The organism is Paenibacillus sp. FSL P4-0127 (genome assembly GCF_038007325.1).
Taxonomy (GTDB): Bacteria; Bacillota; Bacilli; order Paenibacillales; family Paenibacillaceae; genus Fontibacillus; species Fontibacillus macerans.
On sequence record NZ_JBBOWY010000001.1, the window covers coordinates 1,415,343 to 1,434,828 of the forward strand.

At 57.9% G+C, this 19,486-nt stretch carries 17 protein-coding genes; 12 read left to right on the forward strand and 5 right to left on the reverse strand.

Features of this window, described 5'->3' with window-relative positions; genetic code table 11:
• Positions 1-2: 2 nt before the first annotated feature.
• The 5 genes from abc-f to NYE74_RS06265 all read right to left on the reverse strand — a co-directional run bounded on the left by abc-f (position 3) and on the right by NYE74_RS06265 (position 6,113).
• Positions 3-2,093 carry a ribosomal protection-like ABC-F family protein gene (gene abc-f, locus NYE74_RS06245; protein ID WP_036619131.1) on the reverse strand — a complete coding sequence of 697 codons (2,091 nt, stop codon included), beginning with the start codon at positions 2,091-2,093 and terminating at the stop codon, positions 3-5.
• A gap of 329 nt (positions 2,094-2,422) precedes the next feature.
• Entirely contained in the window at positions 2,423-3,379 is a 957-nt protein-coding gene (locus NYE74_RS06250) for a DUF4097 family beta strand repeat-containing protein (RefSeq protein WP_036619133.1), read from the reverse strand.
• Positions 3,376-4,047 carry a DUF1700 domain-containing protein gene (locus NYE74_RS06255; protein WP_036619135.1) on the reverse strand — a complete coding sequence of 224 codons (672 nt, stop codon included), beginning with the start codon at positions 4,045-4,047 and terminating at the stop codon, positions 3,376-3,378. Before NYE74_RS06255 ends, NYE74_RS06250 begins: the two co-directional genes overlap by 4 nt.
• Positions 4,044-4,370, reverse strand: a complete 327-nt coding sequence (locus tag NYE74_RS06260) for a PadR family transcriptional regulator (protein WP_036619136.1) — start codon at positions 4,368-4,370, stop codon at positions 4,044-4,046. Before NYE74_RS06260 ends, NYE74_RS06255 begins: the two co-directional genes overlap by 4 nt.
• A 174-nt stretch (positions 4,371-4,544) precedes the next feature.
• On the reverse strand, positions 4,545-6,113 hold the full coding sequence (locus NYE74_RS06265) for an FAD-dependent oxidoreductase (RefSeq protein ID WP_270620186.1): 1,569 nt from the start codon (positions 6,111-6,113) through the stop codon (positions 4,545-4,547).
• A 541-nt stretch (positions 6,114-6,654) separates the two neighbouring features.
• Here NYE74_RS06265 and NYE74_RS06270 point away from each other — a divergent pair.
• From NYE74_RS06270 to NYE74_RS06325, 12 genes are all read left to right on the forward strand, one after another.
• The gene (locus NYE74_RS06270) at positions 6,655-7,557 is read left to right on the forward strand and encodes a transposase (protein WP_213509693.1); all 903 of its coding nucleotides are present in this window, start codon (positions 6,655-6,657) and stop codon (positions 7,555-7,557) included.
• 346 nt (positions 7,558-7,903) lie between these two features.
• Positions 7,904-8,299: a Fur family transcriptional regulator gene (locus tag NYE74_RS06275; protein ID WP_036619143.1), complete on the forward strand. Its 396-nt coding sequence runs from the start codon at positions 7,904-7,906 to the stop codon at positions 8,297-8,299.
• Entirely contained in the window at positions 8,275-9,093 is an 819-nt protein-coding gene (locus NYE74_RS06280) for a response regulator transcription factor (RefSeq protein ID WP_082207634.1), read from the forward strand. The genes NYE74_RS06275 and NYE74_RS06280 overlap by 25 nt, the downstream gene beginning before the upstream one ends.
• A gap of 169 nt (positions 9,094-9,262) precedes the next feature.
• The gene (locus NYE74_RS06285) at positions 9,263-10,513 is read left to right on the forward strand and encodes a methyl-accepting chemotaxis protein (RefSeq protein WP_036619147.1); all 1,251 of its coding nucleotides are present in this window, start codon (positions 9,263-9,265) and stop codon (positions 10,511-10,513) included.
• Positions 10,514-10,702: 189 nt separating this feature from the next.
• Complete coding sequence (locus NYE74_RS06290; RefSeq protein ID WP_240534083.1) at positions 10,703-12,199, forward strand: spore germination protein; 1,497 nt, start codon at positions 10,703-10,705, stop codon at positions 12,197-12,199.
• A gap of 5 nt (positions 12,200-12,204) precedes the next feature.
• Positions 12,205-13,404 (forward strand): Ger(x)C family spore germination protein, encoded by a 1,200-nt coding sequence (locus NYE74_RS06295; protein WP_036627402.1) that lies wholly within the window; start codon positions 12,205-12,207, stop codon positions 13,402-13,404.
• On the forward strand, positions 13,397-13,615 hold the full coding sequence (locus NYE74_RS06300) for a hypothetical protein (RefSeq protein WP_036619150.1): 219 nt from the start codon (positions 13,397-13,399) through the stop codon (positions 13,613-13,615). Before NYE74_RS06295 ends, NYE74_RS06300 begins: the two co-directional genes overlap by 8 nt.
• Positions 13,616-13,647: 32 nt before the next feature.
• Entirely contained in the window at positions 13,648-14,721 is a 1,074-nt protein-coding gene (locus tag NYE74_RS06305; RefSeq protein ID WP_036619152.1) for a GerAB/ArcD/ProY family transporter, read from the forward strand.
• 81 nt (positions 14,722-14,802) lie between these two features.
• A complete protein-coding gene (locus NYE74_RS06310; protein ID WP_270619905.1) occupies positions 14,803-15,630 on the forward strand; it encodes a uroporphyrinogen-III synthase in 828 nt (275 codons plus the stop codon).
• Between the two features lie 43 nt (positions 15,631-15,673).
• Complete coding sequence (locus tag NYE74_RS06315) at positions 15,674-15,982, forward strand: phasin family protein (RefSeq protein WP_036619157.1); 309 nt, start codon at positions 15,674-15,676, stop codon at positions 15,980-15,982.
• A 4-nt stretch (positions 15,983-15,986) separates the two neighbouring features.
• The gene (locus tag NYE74_RS06320) at positions 15,987-17,660 is read left to right on the forward strand and encodes an ABC1 kinase family protein (RefSeq protein ID WP_155619344.1); all 1,674 of its coding nucleotides are present in this window, start codon (positions 15,987-15,989) and stop codon (positions 17,658-17,660) included.
• A gap of 297 nt (positions 17,661-17,957) precedes the next feature.
• Positions 17,958-19,379, forward strand: coding sequence for a DEAD/DEAH box helicase (locus tag NYE74_RS06325; RefSeq protein ID WP_115311328.1), 1,422 nt, complete (start codon positions 17,958-17,960; stop codon positions 19,377-19,379).
• Positions 19,380-19,486 lie beyond the last annotated feature (107 nt).

The window sequence follows — 19,486 nt, forward strand, 5'->3', positions numbered from 1 at the left end:
TTTTATTCGGCGGATTCATCCAGCAAGGCAAAATACTCTTCCATCATCTCGTCAAGCCGCCCCTGCAGCGCATCCCGCTCCTGCTGCAGCGCGATCAGACGCGTCGCGTCGCAAGCCGTTTCCGGGTCGAGCATGGCGTTGTCGATCTTCGCCAGCTCGGCTTCCGCGGCGGCGATATCGGCCTCCAGCTTGCGCAGATAGGCCGGATTTGCCCGGGGCTTGCGGGCGGCTTTCACCGCTTCTGCCGAAGCTCTTCCCGAGGCTCCCCCAGAGGCTCCTCGCGAGGCTCCATCTGAAGCCGAAGCCTCATAGGTCCCATCCGCTCTATCGGCGGATTTTGTCCGTTCCGCAGCGTCCGCTTGGGCGGAGAGGGCGGGGGACACCCCGGCCGCTGAAGCCGAAGAGGAGGACGGAGCCGGGGCCGGACCGCCGATGTGAACCTCCGCGGCGGCCGATCTTCGGGACAGTTCCTCCCGGTAATCTTCATAGTTGCCATGGGTAACGTGCATCCGTCCGCCCTCCAGCGCCCAGATCTGACTCGCCACCTTGTTGATGAAGTAGCGGTCGTGGGAGACGACGAGCAGGGTGCCCGCATACTCTTCCAGCGCTTCTTCCAGCGCTTCGCGCGAATCGATGTCGAGATGGTTGGTCGGTTCGTCAAGCACCAGCAAATTCGGCTTGCGATGCATCAGCACGGCCAGCCGCAGCCGGGTCCATTCTCCGCCCGAGAGGCTGCGCACCTTCTTGAACACGTCCGCGCCGTAGAACAGGAAACGGGCCAGCTGATGCCGCGCCTCTCCGGCTTCGATGCCGATCTCGTCGCGGAAATACTGCAGCACCGTTTCCTCGTGATCGGCGGGGGCCGATTGCTGCGCCAGATAACCGGCGTCGATCCGGGTGCCGAGACGGGCTTCCCCCTCCTCCGGCGGCTCAAGGCCGAGCGCGTTTTTGAGCAAGGTGCTTTTGCCGGTCCCGTTCGGTCCGATCAGCACGGCGGCTTCGCCGTAGCGCAGCGTGTGCGTCAGTCCGGAATACAGCCGCCGGGCTCCGCGGACGCAGCCGACCTCTTGCAGCACGACCGCGTCATTGCCGGAACGGTCGGCCTGCTGCAGCTGGAGGCCGATCTTTTTGCGCTCCAGGATCGGCCTTTTCAGCTTCACCATGCGGTCCAGCGCTTTTTGCATCGAAGCGGCGCGCCGGTGGAACGAGGGGTTCGGCGGATTGGAACGGTTGCCCCATTCGATCAGCTGCTTGATCGTTTCCTGCATCTTTTTGATCTTCTTCTGCTGCTCCTGGTAGTCGGCAAATTGCTGGAGCAGGCGGCGTTCTTTTTCTTCCTTGTACGTGCTGTAGTTCCCATAGTAGGTGAAGGCTTCGCCGTCTTCCAATTCGACGATTTTCTCCGCCACCGCGTCGAGAAAATAACGGTCGTGGGAAATAATGACGACGGTTCCGGCAAAAGTCCGGATATACGTTTCCAGCCATTCGATCGCGGCCATGTCCAAATGGTTCGTCGGTTCGTCGAGAAGCAGCAGATCCGGCTGCTGCAGCAGGATGACCGCCAAGCCGACCTTGGTTTTTTCCCCGCCGGAAAGCGAAGAAAAGGGGCGGGAAAACTGCTCCGCCGGGATGCCAAGCCCGCCGGCCACCCGGTCGATGGAGGCGTCGATTTCATAACCTCCTCCGCGCTCGAAGGACTCCTGCAGCTCGCCGTACCGGCGGAGCAAGCTATCCATGTTGCCTGCAGTCTCGGCATGGCCTCCGGCCGCGGACATTTCGTTCTCTAGTTGCTTCATTTCCGCCTGCACCCGGCGTAGCCCGGCAAAAGCCTCCAGCAGCACGCCGCGAACGGTTTCGCCGTTTTGATAATCGGGAATCTGCGCCAGCGCGCCGATGCGGGCGTTTTTGCGGATATGCAGCTGTCCGCGGTCGGGCTGTTCTTTGCCTGTCAGCAGCTTCATCAAGGTTGTTTTGCCCGTGCCGTTGCGGCCGATCAGGCCGACGGTCTCGCCCGTTTTGATTTCAAACGTAACATCGCTTAGCACCATTTCGGCGCCGTAATATTTCTGTATGTTTTGACATTGGATCATCATGGGTTATTTAATCTCCTTCGTCCCATGCCGTCCGCTGCCTTAAGCCCGTAAATCCAAAAAAAAGAAGGCAGCAGGAAATCCTGCTGCCTTCGGTACGCACGTTTAACGTGAGGTTAAGGTAGGAGCGGCATTTCGCAATTGGGTATGGATATCGAATCGTTAAAAATGGACAGACCTATCCCGTTAACGGCTGTGCCAAAGATAATGCCAGACATTGCCAATGGCAGCTGGCTAATCCGATTCCATACAAGCTTGCGATCCACTCTACCCACCTCCTTAAATGTTAGTTATGTGAATTATATAATTAATGATCTGAAAAATCAAGGAGGTTACCGAATCCGGATATCGCCGGACGTTGTCCGCACCTTGACGACGTCTTCCGATTGCTGCGGCGACTCGGGGGCCGTGATGCTGCCGGATTTCGTCCTTAGGTCGTAAACTCCCCGGAACTGCGGGTCTATGGACAGCTTTACGCTGCCGGATTGCACAGCGATGTCCAGGCTGTCCGAACGTTGATTTTCCAAAGTGATGTTGCCGGAGGTCGACTTAAGCTTGCCGTTCCCTGTGAAGTCGGTGAATTTGATATTTCCGGAACCCAGCGAAGCCTCGACGGGTCCTTCCACACCGCTCGCCGTAATATTCCCGGAAGTCGCTTTTGCCGTCAAAGCTCCCTGCAGCTCATTGATTTTGATGTTGCCGGAACCTAGCTTGATTTCCGCATTTCCCTGAACCTCAACCCGTTCGGCGGTAATATTCCCGGTGGTGGCGGTAAACTTCAGGGTTTCCGCTTGGACGGCATCGGCGCGGATGTTGCCCGAGGAAACGGAAAGCTCGATATTCTCAGCCTTTAAACCAGCGAAGCTGCCGTTCCCGTCGACCGACTTGTAGCTGATCGCCTTCAGTCCGCTGTCCTTGGCCAGGGCCACGGTAATATGCTGTTTGGTTGATTGGAAATTCATGCTGAAGAAGGACCAGTCCCATGGCTCCTCAAATTCCAGCTTAAGCGTTTGGCCGGATATCGCGGCCGCTTTTATTTTATCGATCGCTTCCTGCTTCATGTTGCCGCTGGCCTCGATATAACCGGCCCCGTCCGGGCTGTCGATAAACTCCACATCTACGTCATATTCGCCTTCGATGTGCAGATTTTCCAGCTCGCCTTCGCCGAAGGTCCATTTTTGCTGGTAGGCGGGCAGCTTCTCGCCGAAGTCAAACCGCTGGTAGGCCATCCCGGCCAGCCCCAGCACGATCAAAAACAATCCAAGCAGCGTCCATCTTTTGCTGTTCACGCCGCATCTCCTCCTTTTGCGATTCGAACGTTCCACTTCCAATATCCGGTGCTCAAGCGCAGCATTCCGATGAATAAATAACGTGAACCGACCGCCAGCAAGATGCCGATCCCTACGCAGGCAACCGCTGCAAAAAGCTTGCCCGGGTTAAACTGGTGATGCACCGCAAATTCCAGTCCGAGGGCGAGCGGGCTGATAATCCCGCCCAGCGCGATGGCCGCAAAACCGGCAAATGCCGACCATAAGGACAGAAGCAGCGGAACGACGATAAGGTTTAAGAAAAAAAGTCCGATGTATACCATCACACCGGCAAACACGCCGCGGCGCTTAACGGCCTTCAAACCCGGTCCGGTATAGGCCGGCGTATTTCCCGCCGGACGATCGTTTCCCGCGCGGGCGGCGGAGTTCGGTTCAGGCGCGTTGGCGCGGCCCGCCGGATCAGGTCCGTACCAATACACATGATCTTGGGGGATGTAGCGGTTGCCGAGCGCTTCTTTGGCCAGTTCCGCGGGTTCGCCCAGTTCCAGCACGATTTCTTCCTCCGTCTTCCCGCTTTGCAGGCCGAATTCGAAGTGAGCTTCGTAATCTTCCAGCAATTCGTTTTGTTCTTCCGGCGGAAGGACGGAGAGATGGGCTCTAAGAAGCGCAATAAATTCATTTTTATTCATAAATGGCTTCCTTTCTCGATTAATGTAGATACGCTCTGGACGAACTGTTTCCACTCGACCACCAGCCTGTTCGTATATATTTCCCCTTCGGGCGTCAACTTGTAATATTTGCGCGGCGGGCCGCCCGTGGATTCCTGCAGGTATGTCGTGCAGTAGCCTTCATGGACCAGTCTTCGCAGCAGAGGATAAAGCGCTCCTTCGGCCACTTCGATATGCTTGGAAACGGACTGGGCGAGCTCGTACCCGTAACGGTCCCGTTGCTGGATGAGCACGAGCACGCAAAGCTCCAAAGCGCCTTTCTTGAATTGGATGCTGATGTCCATACCGGTGTTCGCCTCATTTCAAGATATTTCTCCACTACTGAACAATAATCAGTATCACTGAAAGCATAATATCACACAGTACTGAACAAAGCAAGGTAGTGAACAAAAAACAAAACATCCGCCGAGCCTTTTTCAATTCAAAAAATAAGGATCTCAGCGGATGCAAGCGCCATCCTAGCTTTTCATTTGTTCGGGCTGCCGGTGCAGCCGAGGTAAATCCTTGGTTGCGGGTCCCTCGATGACCGCGCCTTTATAATCAAACCGCGAGCCGTGGCAAGGGCAATCCCACGAGCGTTCCGCTTCGTTCCATTTGACCTCGCAGCCCATGTGAGTGCACGTTGTGTCCACAAGATAAAGCTGGCCCTCGTCATCGCGGTAGGCCCCTGCTCTTTTGCCGCGGTGCTTGACGACAGCGCCCTGGCTGGGGACGAGATCCTCGGGTTTCAGGTGGACAAGCTCCACCTTGCCGGTCACCCATTCTTTGGCCACATCGGCGTTTTGCCGGGCCAAATTTTTGATCGTGGGTTCCGCCTTGAACCGCGAGGGTGTAAACAAGCGCTCGTACCGGTTATCTTTTTCCAAAATCAGATCCCGGATCAGGTGCGCGGACACCGTGCTGCTGGTCATGCCCCATTTGGCAAAGCCGGTCGCTACATAAATGTTGCGGCGATCTTCCGTGAGGCGGCCGATATAAGGCACGTCATCCATCGTGACCAAATCCTGCGTCGACCAGCGGTAGGGGATCGATTTAACGCCCAGCACCGACTGCCCGAATTCCGCCAGCGCCTCGTAACATTTGATCGTGCAGTCGTTTTTTCCGGTTTTGTGCGATTCTCCGCCGGCGATCACCACCGTTTTCCCGTTCAGCTCGGCCGAGCGCAGCGAGCGTTTAGGGTTCCCGCAGTTGATGTACATGCCTCCGGGATACGGCTGCTCGGGCTCGAAGGCGACCGCATAGGACCGCTCGGAATAGAGCCGGGCAAAGTACAACCCTTTGCCGTCGATGAACGGAAAGTGGGAAGCCGAAACAGCGTGGCGGCAGATGACCGTGTGCCCATCCTCGGAGGACAGCTTGAGCCGGCCGTCTTCCAAATCCTCGGCTGGATCCCTCATGGTGGTGTTCTCGTAAAAGGTACCGCCGCTTTCGGCCACGAACTCGGCCAAATCGCGCAAGTAATGGAGCGGATGGAACTGCGCCTGGTTCTTCAGCACGATCGCCCCTTTGGCGGACAGCGGCAAGGACAGGGAATCAAGCCATTCGGCAGGCAGATCAAGCTCTTTGTAAGCCTTCCATTCGGCTTCCAGCTTCTGCAGCTGCTCATCCGAATCGGCGTACAGATAAGCATCTTCGCGGCGGAATTGGCAGTCGATTTTCCGCTTTTTCACCGTGTCCGCAATAAAGCCGAGCGCTTCCTCGTTCGCCTCGTAATACAGCCGGGCGCCTTCCTTGCCGAAATGGTTCAACAGTTTGTCGTAAATCAGCCCGTGCTGGGCCGTGATTTTTGCCGTCGTATAGCCGGTCGTTCCGTCGAGAATTTTTCCGGCGTCGATCACGGCGACCTTCAATCCGGCCTGGACCAGCAAATAGGCGGTCGTAATGCCGACGATGCCGGCACCCGCAATGAGCACGTCGGTTTCGATATCTTCTTTTAATGGTTCAAAAGCAGGCAGGGCGGTCGTTTTGCGCCACATGGATTCCGGTTGCTGCGGCAGCCGGCCGGATGGGGAAGTATGGTTTGACATGCCTTGTTCCTCCTTGGGGAAATCATTTTTTTTCATTATTTCCATCACCGGGTAGTTAGAAACTCAACTTTCGCAGCAAAAAATCGGCAGGCAAGCCTGGATGTAGCTGGGCAAGCAGCAATCCATTGCCGGAGTTGACGCTCAATCAAAGACGGACAGTGTGGAAGCGTCAACGATGTAGAGGCGTCACGATCCGGCGGGGCGGTGTATCTACCTTTTGCACCGTAGCCGTTTCGAGCTGCGTCACAAATCGACGCCAGGTGAGGGGGGGCTGTCTGGATGGGACCATCTAAAGCGTTCGTGTCTTGGTGTCTCTGCCTGCTGCCTGCCTTTGCACGATTATCCCCTTCGTTAAGGAGCAGGGAGTGGGGTTAGAGCAAGTCAAGGGTTCCAAAAAAAGAGAAGAAAAAACACAAAAAAAGCTGAGGACAAAATGAGGCGGTTCAGGAGAGATTTTCGGCTTGATTAGAGAACGCATGTTTGGTATAATGAAATAAATGGAATTTATGTTCGTATATTCTTGATTCGGGGGCGAGTAAACATGGAGATCAATGCGGGAACGGAACTTCAGCCATTCAGCAGCCGTTTTAACAGCGAGCAGGCCTGCATGGAAGCGCTAATCGCGATGAAGTGGCCAAACGGCTTCGTCTGCCCGCGCTGCACTTACACCCGCTGCAGCCGCCTGACTTCCCGGCACATCCCTTTGTTCGAGTGCGGAAAGTGCAAGCATCAAACATCCCCTTTGGTCGGTACGATTTTTGAAGGAACGCATCTCCCCCTGGTGAAGTGGTTCCAGGCGCTGGAGTTGTTCCTACTCCCTGATGGCATCTCGGCGCTGCGGCTGCGCCAGGTGATCCGGGTCGCCTACAAGACCGCCTGGTCGATGCTGCACAAAATACGTCATGCCGTGGGGGAGTTTGATGCCCGGGAGCTGCTCTCTGGAGACGTGAAAGTGAACAGCGATCAGTATGGGCGTAATCCATCCCGGTGTCAGCTTTCGCATCCGTACGCCTCGGCGGTCGTAGCCGGCTGCACGGTCACGGAGTCGGGCGAGCCGGAGCAGGTCAAAATCCGCCTGGTGCCAAATAAGCGGGGAAGTGAAAAAAGGGCAGACCGTCACGAACTCGCCGCGTTCATCAACGGGCATGTGGATGTCCGTACATCGGTGGTGCAGTTGTTCCCTCAGGCCTTTCGGCTGTATGCGCCCTTGCGGAAAGTAGTGAGAGAGGCGTGGGAATCGCTGAAGAGTACGTATGGAGCCTTGGGACTGAAGCATCTGCAGGCGTATCTGAACGAATACACCGTACGCCGCCGTCTGCGCCTGCCCGGAGCGGAAGAAACGATGCGGCAGAAGTTGCTGCGCATGTGTGTGGCGATTCCGGCGATCCCTTACCGTCGGCTAATCGCGCGCCAACCGAACCAGCCCCTTGCGGCTGCGGCCTGATCGTGACGCTTGAACCGTAGGGGTACTTGATGCAGATCAATTTAATGGGTCCTTGATTCCTATCTGATCTGTTTCACCTCCCCTAAACCTGATTCCTTCTCCTAAGCCCGTCTAAATTATCTCGAGCCTATCTGCTTCTCCACCAAATATTTCTTCTCCCGAGCTTGTCTGTTTCTCTGCTACCTGATCAAACGGGATAATCGTGCAAAGTATTCGGACAGCGAGCCGCCCACCCCACTTTCCTAACCTCAAGCTGACTTTTGCTCTGCGAAAGATTAGATTTGACTGAAACTAAAATAAGACTTATACTAATTCTAAAAATAAAAACAATAGGGATTGATAATAGATGAAAACTTTAAATCTGACGACTCAGCGCAAAGCGGTGTACGATGTAGTGCGCAACGCGAACGATCACCCGACGGCGGCCGAGGTCATGAACCGGCTTGTGGAGCAGGGCTATAACTTCGCCTACGGTACGGTGTACAATTCGCTGCGCTATTTGACCGAAAAGGAATTGATCCGCGAGTTGAAGCTGGGGGAGTCCGCCAGCCGGTACGACGCCAAGATGGATGACCACCAGCATATCTTGTGCGAAGTGTGCGGGCGCGTGGATGAAGTGATGTCCGGGTTGCCCGAGGAATGGAGCAAGACCGTTGCCGAAGAAACTGGGTATGATGTCCATCATGCTCATATCGTATTTGGGGGGGTGTGTCCGTCGTGTCAGCAAAAGAAGCCAAACTGAAAGAGATCGTAAGCACGGTGACGCCGTTTCGCAGACCTGCCGGCCTGGAGGCCGCCGTTCATGAGGAGGAGAAGACGATAGGGCGGGAGGTTTGCCCGATTACCCAGCGGGTTATTCTGATCAGTCCCTTCCCCAGCGATGTTCATGAGCTGGTGCGGGATTTGTCGGAAGGCTGCTTCGACGTTCTGGTGTTCCATCACTGGGAGCAAGGGATTCGCAACGCGATGACCGCGGATTTGCTGATTTTCGATTTGACCTCCTATAAGGAAGGCGAGGAGTCTGCGGCAATCCGGTCCATCGTGCAGCAGGAAACCGGAGACATTCCTTCCCTCCTGCTGATCAAGGAGTCGATGCTGCCGCGCCTGGATCAGGGGCTGATGAATCAGGAACTGCTCGTGCTGCCCGCGCGCCCGATGGAGATCGTCTACCGCGCGCAGCGGATCATCCAAAGCAGCGGTGCGCGCAGGGCAGCCACGCGGCTGCTTCCCGGGAGCTCACCGGCGATCTTCAAGGATTTGTGGATCGACCGCAAGAAGATGGCGGTTTACCGCAACGGGGCTCAAATCGAGCTGACGAAAACGGAATACGAGCTGCTGATTAAGCTGCTGGAGCAAGAGGGCGGAGTTCTGTCCCGCGAAGAGCTGCTGGCGGAAGTGTGGGGAACATCGTTTCTCGGCGGCAGCAACGTGGTCGATGTTCATATCAAAAGCCTGCGCAAAAAGCTGGGCGACCGGGCCGCCAACTCCATGTATATCGCCACCGTGCGGGGCGTGGGCTACCGGTTGGCCGATTAACTTGCGGTTGTTCACCGGACCGTTCATCCATGTTTGGGTGGGCGGTTCTTTTTTTACGAAAGGCACGACGGCCGATAAATGTTTTCTTACGTAGCAGGAAACTTCGTTAAAATCTATAATACATACAGATATACCTACCAAATTTTGATAGAGAGAGGGTCTGTTCATTATGGCAAAGCGTGTTAGGTTAACTTTGCTGATCACGACGGTGCTGGCGGCGATCGTTCCGTGCGTGCTGGATCAAGTGCTGAGGGGCATCTTTGACTCCACTTCCTTGCTGATCGCGGGAATTTCCTTGGCGGTGGCCATCGCGGCCGCCTGGATCACGGTCCAAATGATCGCCGTTCCGCTGGACCGGCTGAGCGAAGCGACACAGCGCATCAGCGAAGGGGACCTTACAAGACGCATCGACTATTTGAACCGGAAAGATGAAATCGGGGTGCTGGCTAACCATTTTCAGCGCATGGTGGACAACCTGAACGGGATGATCGCCAGCGTGCGGGAAACGGCGAACCAGGTTACCTTTTCGGCGGAGCAGCTGTCGGCCGGAGCGGAGCAAACGACCAAGGCGATTGAGCATGTGACCGTGGCCATTCAGGAAATGGCGACCGGCAGCGAGCAGCAGCTGCAGAAGGTTGAAGCCGGCGCGGACGGCGTGGAGGAAATGTCGCGTCAGGTGATCACGATGTCCGAGCATATCCGGGCGGTCACGGAAACGATGGAGCAGACGAACGGCGTTGCCGAGGAAGGGAACGCCTCCGTGCTTAGCGTGGTGGAAAAAATCGAGTATATCCAGCAAACGGTCGATCAATTGGGGACGGTCATCCAAACGCTGGGCGAGCAGACGCAAAATATCGGGGGAATCGTGGAGGTCATTGCGGGGATAGCCCAGCAGACGAATTTGCTGGCGCTGAACGCCTCGATCGAAGCGGCCCGGGCCGGGGAAGAGGGGCGGGGATTTGCGGTCGTCGCCTCCGAGGTACGGAAGCTGGCCGAAGGTTCGGAGCAATCGGCCCAGCAAATTGCGGAGCTGATCGCCGGCATTCAAAACGAAATGGAGCGTGCGGTTCAATCGATGGAGAACGCCAAGCAGGGGGTCGAGGAAGGGATCGTCGCCGTCGACACCTCCGGGCGCTCCTTCTCGCGGATCCGCAAAGCGGTTCGCGGCGCAGCCGCCAAGATGGAAGGCGTGGCCGGAGCGGCCAAGGAACTGGCGGCGGGAGCCGGCAAAGTGACGGAATCGATCAAGGACATCCGGCTGATTTCCGAGGAAGCGGCCGGAAATACGCAGACGATTTCGGCGGCCGCCGAGCAGCAGCTCGCCTCCATCGAGGAAGTAGCTTCTTCTTCCGCCGATTTGACCCGTATGGCGGAGCAGCTTAAGGGGCAGCTGGACAAGTTTACCGTTAGAAAACAATAGAGGCAGTTCAAAAAATCCGCTTTTGATCACGCACAAGTAGAATACCGCGCATTGAAAAAGTTGTCCGAAAGGTCATGCCGGCCTGTAGGGCAGCTTTTTTTCTTTCCCTCCGGCTACATATTATTCCCCGAATGGTACATTCTACATCTTGTTAACGATGAACAGTTGACCGCAGGGAGTTGTGTTGCAGTGAGGGAGAAAGTCAGCCGCGATCTGACGAAAAACACGAAAACCGTCAAAAAAGTATTCCAGGACTGCTCGGACGTCATTTACCGCGAGGTCCAGTTAACGGACTACATTAAGGGCCTGCTCGTCTACATCGAAGGGATCATCAAAGTGGAGGACGTGCAGGAGCATATTCTGCGTCCCGTCATTCAGGGGCTGGCCGGCGTCCTGCCGGACAATCCGTACCCGATTTCGTTCAAGCGGGTTTCCATCAGCCAAACCGATGCGAGCTCCGACTGGGAAAAGGTGATTAATGCCGTCCTGACGTCGAACGTGGCGGTTTTTATCCAAGGGATGGATGAGGCGCTCCTCTTCAACGTGAAGGGCGGTTCGCGCCGGAGCGTGCAGGAGCCGCAGACCGAGGCGGTCATTCGCGGACCGCGCGAAGGCTTTACCGAATCGCTGCGGATCAATACCGCGCTAATCCGCTTCAAAATCAAGACGGAGAAGCTGAAGCTGATCGACATGGTGATCGGCAAGGTGACGAAGACGGATGTAGCCATTGCGTATATCGAAAACATCGCCGAAGAACATCTGATTAACGACGTCAAACAACGGCTCGAGGCGATTGACATCGACGGGATTCTGGAGACGGGATATATCGAGGAATGGATTGAGGATAATCCGTCGTCTCCGTTTCCCCAAATGCAATATACGGAAAGGCCGGATACCGTAGCCGCCCAGCTCCTGGAGGGCAGAGTGGCGATCTTCGTCGACGGTACGCCGTTTGCGCTGATCGCGCCGGTAACTTTGTGGCAGATGCTGCAGGCCAGCGAGGATTATTACGAGCGGTTTTTTATCAGCAACATGATCCGCTGGATTCGTATTTTTTTCCTGTGCGTCGCCTTGTTTCTGCCGGGGTTATATATTGCCGTGACGACGTTCCATCAGGATATGCTGCCGTCGACGCTCATTTTGAGCGTTGCCGCCGCCCGGGAAGCAATCCCGTTTCCCGCCCTCGTCGAGGCTTTCATTATGGAAATCTCGTTTGAGGCGCTGCGCGAAGCCGGCATCCGACTGCCCAAAACGGTGGGACAAGCCGTCAGCATTTTAGGGGCGCTGGTCATCGGCCAGGCCGCGGTTCAGGCGGGGATCGTCTCGGCGCCGATGGTTATCGTGGTGTCGCTCACCGGCATCGCCTCGTTTACGATTCCGCGGTTCAGCTTGGCCGTCACCATCCGCATGCTGCGCTTTCCGATCATGATATTAGCCGGCGCTTTCGGATTGTTCGGCATCGTGGTCGGCGCGGTTTGGATTATCGTGCATCTGACGCAATTAAAATCTTTTGGCGTTCCCTATATGACTGGGGTCGCTCCTTACCGGCCCAGGGATATGAAAGATATCTTCAGCCGCGTCCCGATGTGGAAGATGAAAAAACGGCCGGCCGCCGACGCGGCGGACAATATCCGGAGAATCGGCAAAACCCGGCGGCTGGGCAATGATACCACCGAGGGATGGTGAACAAGGTGAACCGAAAAACACCGTGTTTCCTACTGACGTTGGTGCTGCTTCCCCTTCTGCTGACCGGCTGCTGGGACCGGATTGAAGTGAACGACATCGCTTTTGTGCTCGGATCTTCCATCGATAAGGAAAACGGCCTTATCCGCTCAACGGTTCAGATCGCTCTCCCAAGCCAATTGGGCGGGGCGGGAAGCGAGGGAGGAGGCGGCGGCACATCCGGGAGCAAAACGTTTCTGATGCTGTCCAAGACGGCGCCGACGGTTTATACCGCAAATAAGGAAATGCAGACCAGCCTGTCCCGCGTGCTGAACTATTCCCACCGCCGGGTAACGTTGTACGGCGAAGAATTTGCCCGGACGGGAATCGGCGAGCAGATCGATACGTTCGCCCGTTTTCCGCAAAACCGCCTAACCACCTACATTGTGGTTACCCGCGGCCCCGCATACAAAGTGTTGGGGGCGGACGCCCCGATCGAGCAGGTTCCCGCCGAGATGATCCGGGAAATCGCCAAATCGGGAATGAAATCGGCGATGAGTGTGCAAAAACTGTCCAACCAGCTGCTCACGGAAGGGATCGACCCGGCGATTCCGGCCGTTACCTTGGGGGAAAGCGCCCCGGACAAGGTCGGCGACGGTCAAAGCCTCGTTCGGCTGGATGGGCTGGGCGTCCTCCGTACAGACAAGCTGGTCGGTTTTTTGGACACGGACGATGGAGCGATGGCGCTGCTGGCGATGAACGAGGCGATCGATCCCAAAGTCAGCGTCCGGTATGAAGGCGGCAACCCCGACCAAATGATCACGGTAAGCCTGAACGAAACGAATTCCAAAATCCGGACTCGCCTGAAGAACTCGCAAATTGTCGCGGACATCTATATCCAGGCCAAAGGGCTGCTTGTGGAAAATACGTCGAACGTGAACCTGGAGTCCACCATGATGGGCAAACTGGAAAAGCAATGCAATGACTTTGTGGCGGAACGCGTTCGCGAGGTGGCGAACAAAGTGCTGAAGGAGTACCGTTCGGACATATTCGGAATCGGCAACTCTTTTCACAACGCCTACCCGGCGGAATGGGCAAAAGTGCATAACCGCTGGAACGATGTGCTCCCGGAGGTCGAAGTCCGCGTGCACTCTCACGTTCATCTGGAAAATACCGGCGAATTGATCAATTCGCTTGGCGTAAGGGAGGATCGGCTCCGCAATGATTGATATCGTCTTGCTGCTGCTGATGCTTATGGCCTTCGGCGTATGGCGGGACCAGGAAGCGATGAGGGAGGAGCCCCCCATAAACCGGTGGTTTTCCTACGGCATGATGGCCGTTTCCCTCGGCATCCTGCTCTATACCATGCTGTCGCCTCAGCTCTTTTACCCAAGCGAATGGCTGGGCAAGGTGCTCCGGCCGCTTGTGCCTTTTCCTTAAAGAGATTATGGAAGGAGAGAGCATTAATTACGATGAGAAAAATAACGGAGCGGCAAATCGCGCTGCTTGGCTTGCTGTATATCAACTCCTTGACGTTTTTGCAGACATTTTCGCCAATGGCGGATGTGGCCCGGCAGCATGCCGCGATCTCCTTCGTCTTTGGCTGCGGGGTTTGCGTGTTGTCCCTGTGGCTGCTTTCGGCGGTGCTGAAGCGGTTTCCCGACAAAAATCTGATGCAGGCGGTCGTGGAGAGATTTCCGGGGAGCGGCCGGGTCCTGTTGGGAATGTACCTTCTCTTTTTTCTGTTCATCGCCGCCAGAGATATCCGCATCCTTGCCGATTTTACGAATTCGGTGCTGCTGAACCGGACGCCGATCTTGATTTTGGGGATCATGATCACCGCCACGGCAGTCTATATTTCGCAGGGGGGAATCCGGGCCTTCCTCGGGCTCAGCGAAATCTATGTGCCTATCATGATCTCCGTCCTGACCGCCGTCAGCGTCATCATGCTAAGGAATATACATATCAAGTACATGGTTCCTTACTTTTCCTTCGATTGGATAGGCATCGCCAAGGGCGCATGGTACGCGGTCCCTTATTTGGGGGAAATCATCGCCCTGCCGCTCGTCATTTCGGGAAAGTATTACCGTCCTGCGGGCGTGCTTGCCGGTTTGATCGCCACCTCGGCGCTGCTTCTCGGCACCCTGCTTATGACCGAACTGGTCATGGGTGTGCCGCTGACCGGCAAATTGACGCATTCGGGATACGAGCTTATCCGGCAATTGCAGATCACCGATTTCATGGACCGCTTCGATCTGCTTGTCGTAGGACTATGGTATCCGACGGCGCTGGGCAAAATCGGCTTTGATATCTACGTGCTGTGCTATTTAATGCAGATGGTCGTGCCGAAATTGTCCGGCCGCCTTATGACGGCCCCCGCGGGCGCGCTGGCGTTCGTGTGCTCCATCTGGTTTTTCAAAAACGCCTTGCAGCAATTCAACTTCAATTACGTATGGCCGCTGGTGGCGCTGATCTTCGAACTGGTGCTGCCGATCGTATTGTTCGCCGCGTTATGGCCGCGAAAGGTCAAACCGAAATCGGGCTGACGTGCGGGCCTTGGGATTTACTTCCTCCCCTCGGTCGTATAAGCTGGTAGTAGAAAACAGGCTGATTTTGGGGAGGTAAATATGGCGCGGAGATTGGAAGGGAAAAGGATTGCGTTGACAGGTCCTCGCCGGGCGGAGGAACTGGGGAAGCTGGTGGAAAACCTCGGGGGAATTCCGCTGTACCGGCCGGCCCAAGGAACGGTTCTGCTGGACGACGCGGATCTGCGGAGCGGTATAGCGGCCTGGGTGGAGACTCCGCCGGACTGGTCGATCTTCACCACCGGCATGGGGCTGGAAGCCGTGTTCGAGATGGCCGAGGATATGGGGGCGGCTCAGCAGCTTTGGGAGAACCTGCGCAGGAATGCCATTGCCGCCCGGGGGTACAAGACGGCAAACGCCCTCAAAAAACGGCAGTTGACGCCGCTCGTCCGCGATGACGACGGCAGTACGGAAGGCTTGATCCGGGGACTGGCGGAGCATGATTTCACGGGAAAAAGCGTGATGCTGCAGCTGCACGGCGACCCCGCCCCGCGGCTGACCGCGTGGCTGGAAGAGCAAGGGGCAAGCTGCCGCCAGGTCTTGCCGTATCGCCATATTGCGCCGCCGGAGGAAGCGCTGGAAGAACTGCTTGCCGACATCGTGGAGGGGAAGGTGGACGCCGTGACGTTCACGAGCGGGCCGCAGGTCCGTTTTCTCATGGAGCATGCGGAGAAGAGGGGGCGGCTCGAGGCGCTGATGCAGGCGCTGGAGGGGCCGGTGCTGGCCGTCGCCGTAGGCAAGGTGACGGCGTCCGGGCTGCGGGAGGCCGGGGTTCCGCGCGTGCTGGCCCCCAAGGAAGAGCGAATGGGCAGCATGATCGTCGAATTGGCCCGGTATTATGCCGGAGAAGCCGCGCCGCTGATGCAGTAATGATAAGCAATATCCAAACCTATGACGGAAAGGATGATTGGTTATGAGCGATTTGTTGAAAAAGGCGATTTCTTTAGGTTGGGGCCTTACGATCGTGAGCAAGGAAAAGATCGAAGGGATTGTGGACGATCTGGTGAAGCGCGGCGAACTGGCTCCATCCGAATCGAAACAGCTGGTGGAGAAGCTGATCGACAAAGGCGCCGAGGAACAGGGAAGATTCAAGGAACTCGTTAACGAACAGGTGAGATCCGCGCTTCAAACCATGGGGCTCGCCTCGGCCAAAGAGGTGGAGGAACTGACCCGCAGGGTGGCCGAACTGGAGCTGAAGCTCGCCGAGCTGCAGCAGCCGTAGACCCATGGGCAGCTTTGTCCGTCATAACGGAAGATACCGGGAAATCGCCATGGCGCTGGTGCGCCATGGCTTTGGGTTTATGGCCGAAGAGATCGGGTTAACCCGGCTCATTCGAGGTCCGCTGCGGTGGTGGCGCAAGGCCGGGCCGCTGGAAACGCGAACTTTGGCCGAGCGGATCCGGCTGGTGCTGGAGGAATTGGGCCCGACCTTTATTAAGGCCGGGCAACTGGCCAGCACGCGCTCCGATTTGCTTCCGGAACCGATCGTTCAGGAGCTTGTCAAGCTTCAGGATCAGGTGCCGCCTTTTTCCGCCGAAGAAGCGAAGGCGATTTTGGAGCAGGAGCTGCAGATGCCGGTCGGGGAACTGCTGGCCAGCTTCGACGAGACGCCGCTGGCTGCGGCGTCGATCGGGCAGGTTCACCGGGCGCGGCTGACGAGCGGCGAGCGGGTCGCCGTCAAAATTCAGCGTCCCGGCGTTATTCCGGTCATCGAGCGCGACCTGGACATTCTGAAGCACTTGACGGCGCTGGCGAATAAACGGTGGTCCTGGGTTTCCCAGTATCAAATTCCGCAGATGGTCGAGGAATTTTCCCGGTCGATCCGGGCCGAGCTGGACTACAGCCATGAAGGGCGGAACATGGAGAAAATCCGCCGGCAATTCAAGGAAGGGGAAGGGATCTACATCCCCGGGGTTTATTGGCACTACACAACGTCCAAGGTGCTTACGATGGACTTTGTCGACGGCGTGCATTTGAACCGGCTGAACGGGCGGGCGGAAGTCCGCTTCGACCGGAAGACGATCGCCCAGCGCCTCGTGGATGCCCTGCTGCGGCAAATTTTTGAAGGCGGCTTCTTTCACGCCGACCCCCATCCCGGCAACCTGCTTGTGACGGAGCGGGGGGAGTTGGCGTTTATCGATTTCGGCATGGTCGGCCGGCTCAGCAGCGACATGAAGGACCACCTCTCCTCGCTGGTGATCGCTTTGATGCGGCGCAGCACCGAAGGTATGGTACGGGCGATCCTGCGCATGGGGCTGGTGGATGACGCCTCCGATACGGCGGGGCTGCGCATGGATCTGGAGCGGCTGCGGGACAGGTATTACGATATCCCCTTCGCCGAAATTCAGGTCGGCCAGGCGTTAAACGATCTGTTTGTGACCGCCCGGCGGCACCGGATCACCCTGCCCGCCGATCTCTTGCTGCTCGGGAAGGCGCTGCTTACGGTGGAAGGCGTGGCGCTAAGCCTTGACCCGAACTTGCGCATTCTCGACATGGCCGAGCCGTTCGGGCGCAAGCTGCTGCGGGAGAAATACGGGTCGCGCCGGCTCACGAAGAAGCTGATCGAAGGGGCGGCCGAATTGACCGATTCTGTGGTCGACCTGCCGCAGCAGCTGCGCCGGCTGTCGACGATGCTTGGCAAAGGGAAGATCAAGATGGAGATGGATTTCCCGGAGATGGAGCAGTTTCTCCGCAAGCTGGATCAAATCAGCAACCGTTTGTCCTTCAGCATCGTTCTCCTTTCGTTCAGCATCATCATGGTCGGCTTGATCGTCGGCTCGTCACTGAGCCGGCAGCCGACGATACTGTGGGACGTTCCGGCGATCGAAATCGGCTTCGTCGTGGCGCTGCTGATGTTCCTGTGGCTGCTGTATTCGATCTTCCGCTCGGGGCGGTTTTAGCTCGCCGTGCCGCGGATCGTCTGTTACAATAAGAAGGTTGCCGCCCCGAAACGGCGGCCGTTAAATCGGTTGAACCGGAAAATGGCTGAACAGAAACGGGATGAACCGGCAAAGAACGAATCGGCAAAGAACGAACTGGCAAAAGACGAATTGGCATAGGACAGACCGGCATTGGACGAACTGGAATTAGGTGCGCCGGCGATAGGTTGAAACCGGCGATGCGAGCATGGGGGCTGCCTCCCCCTGGCCTAGTCGGCATCATTCGTTCGGCTTATCCTAGAATATGAGGTGAATTTGTTGACGACTTTTGAAAACCTGGGCATTTCGCCCGCGCTGCTTCGCAGGCTGCGGGAACAAGGCATCGCCAATCCGACCCCGGTGCAGGCGGCGGCGATTCCGGCGCTGCTCGCCGGGGAGGACGCAATCGTGCAGGCGCAGACCGGCACGGGTAAGACGCTCGCTTTTTTGCTGCCGATTTTGGAGAACATCCGTCCGGACAAGCAGGAGGCCCAGGCGCTGATCATCACCCCGACCCGGGAGCTGGCGCTGCAGATTACGGCCGAGGCCCGCAAGCTGGCGCAAGCCCGGGAGGGCTTGTCTTTGCTGGCCGCCTATGGCGGACAGGATGTGGAGCGGCAACTGCGCAAGCTTAAGGGCGGCGCCCAGCTTGTCATCGGAACCCCCGGCCGGCTGCTCGACCACTTGCGGCGCGGCTCGCTGACGCTTGGCGCCGTGCGGATGCTGGTGCTTGATGAAGCGGATCAGATGCTGCATATGGGCTTTTTGGCCGAGGTGGAGGAGATCATTTTGCAGGTGCCGCGCAGCCGTCAGACGATGCTGTTCTCGGCGACGATGCCCGATCGTGTAAAGCGTTTGGCCCGCACGTACATGGATCGTCCGCGGGATATCCGCGTTGCGGAAACGCCGCGCGTGACCTTAGACAGCATTCGGCAGGTTTTGGTGGAATGTACGGACCGGACGAAGCAGGCCGCGCTGATCGAGAAGATCCGCGGGGAGCGCCCGTATTTGGCGGTGATCTTTTGCCGGACGAAGCGGCGGGCGAGCAAGCTGAACGAGGCGCTGCAGGAGGCTGGATTTAAATCGGACGAACTGCACGGCGATCTGTCGCAGGCGAAACGCGAGCAGGTGATGCGCGCCTTCCGCGAGGCCAAGCTGGAGCTGCTGGTGGCTACGGATGTGGCGGCGCGCGGCATCGATGTCGAAGGAGTCACGCATGTGTTCAACTACGACATCCCGCATGACGTGGACAGCTACATCCACCGTATCGGGCGGACCGGCCGCGCCGGGCAGGAGGGCGTGGCGGTCACGTTTGCGGCGCCGAAGGACATCGAGGCGCTGCGCCTGATCGAGCGGGGTATCGACCGCAAGCTGGAGCGGCAGCGCTATGCTGCGGGCGGCGCGGGGAGCGGCGCCGCCCGGGGCTCCGCCGGCGGCCGGCTGGACTCGGCCCCGGTGGAGGAAACGGCGCGCCGCGCGAAGCACGGCGGCGCGAAGCGCGCGCCCGGCCGCCCTGGCCGCGAAGCGGCCGGCGGGCGCGGGCGCTCGGCCGGCGACGGTGGGGCGCCGGCACGGGGAAGCCGCGGCGCGGGGAAACGCCGCGGCGAAAGTGCGCGCACGCAGCGCGGCTCCGGCGGAGGCGCTGCGCGCGCGCAAGGGCAGAGCCGCCGCGGCGGCGGGCACGGGCGCCGGGGACGGTAGCCCGGCGCCATTGGCAACCGGTGCGGCCGGTGCGGCGATCCCGGCGCGCTTTGCGCCAATATGCGATCCGGCGCGCCAGGAGCCGTGCGCCTTGGCCAATCCCGGCG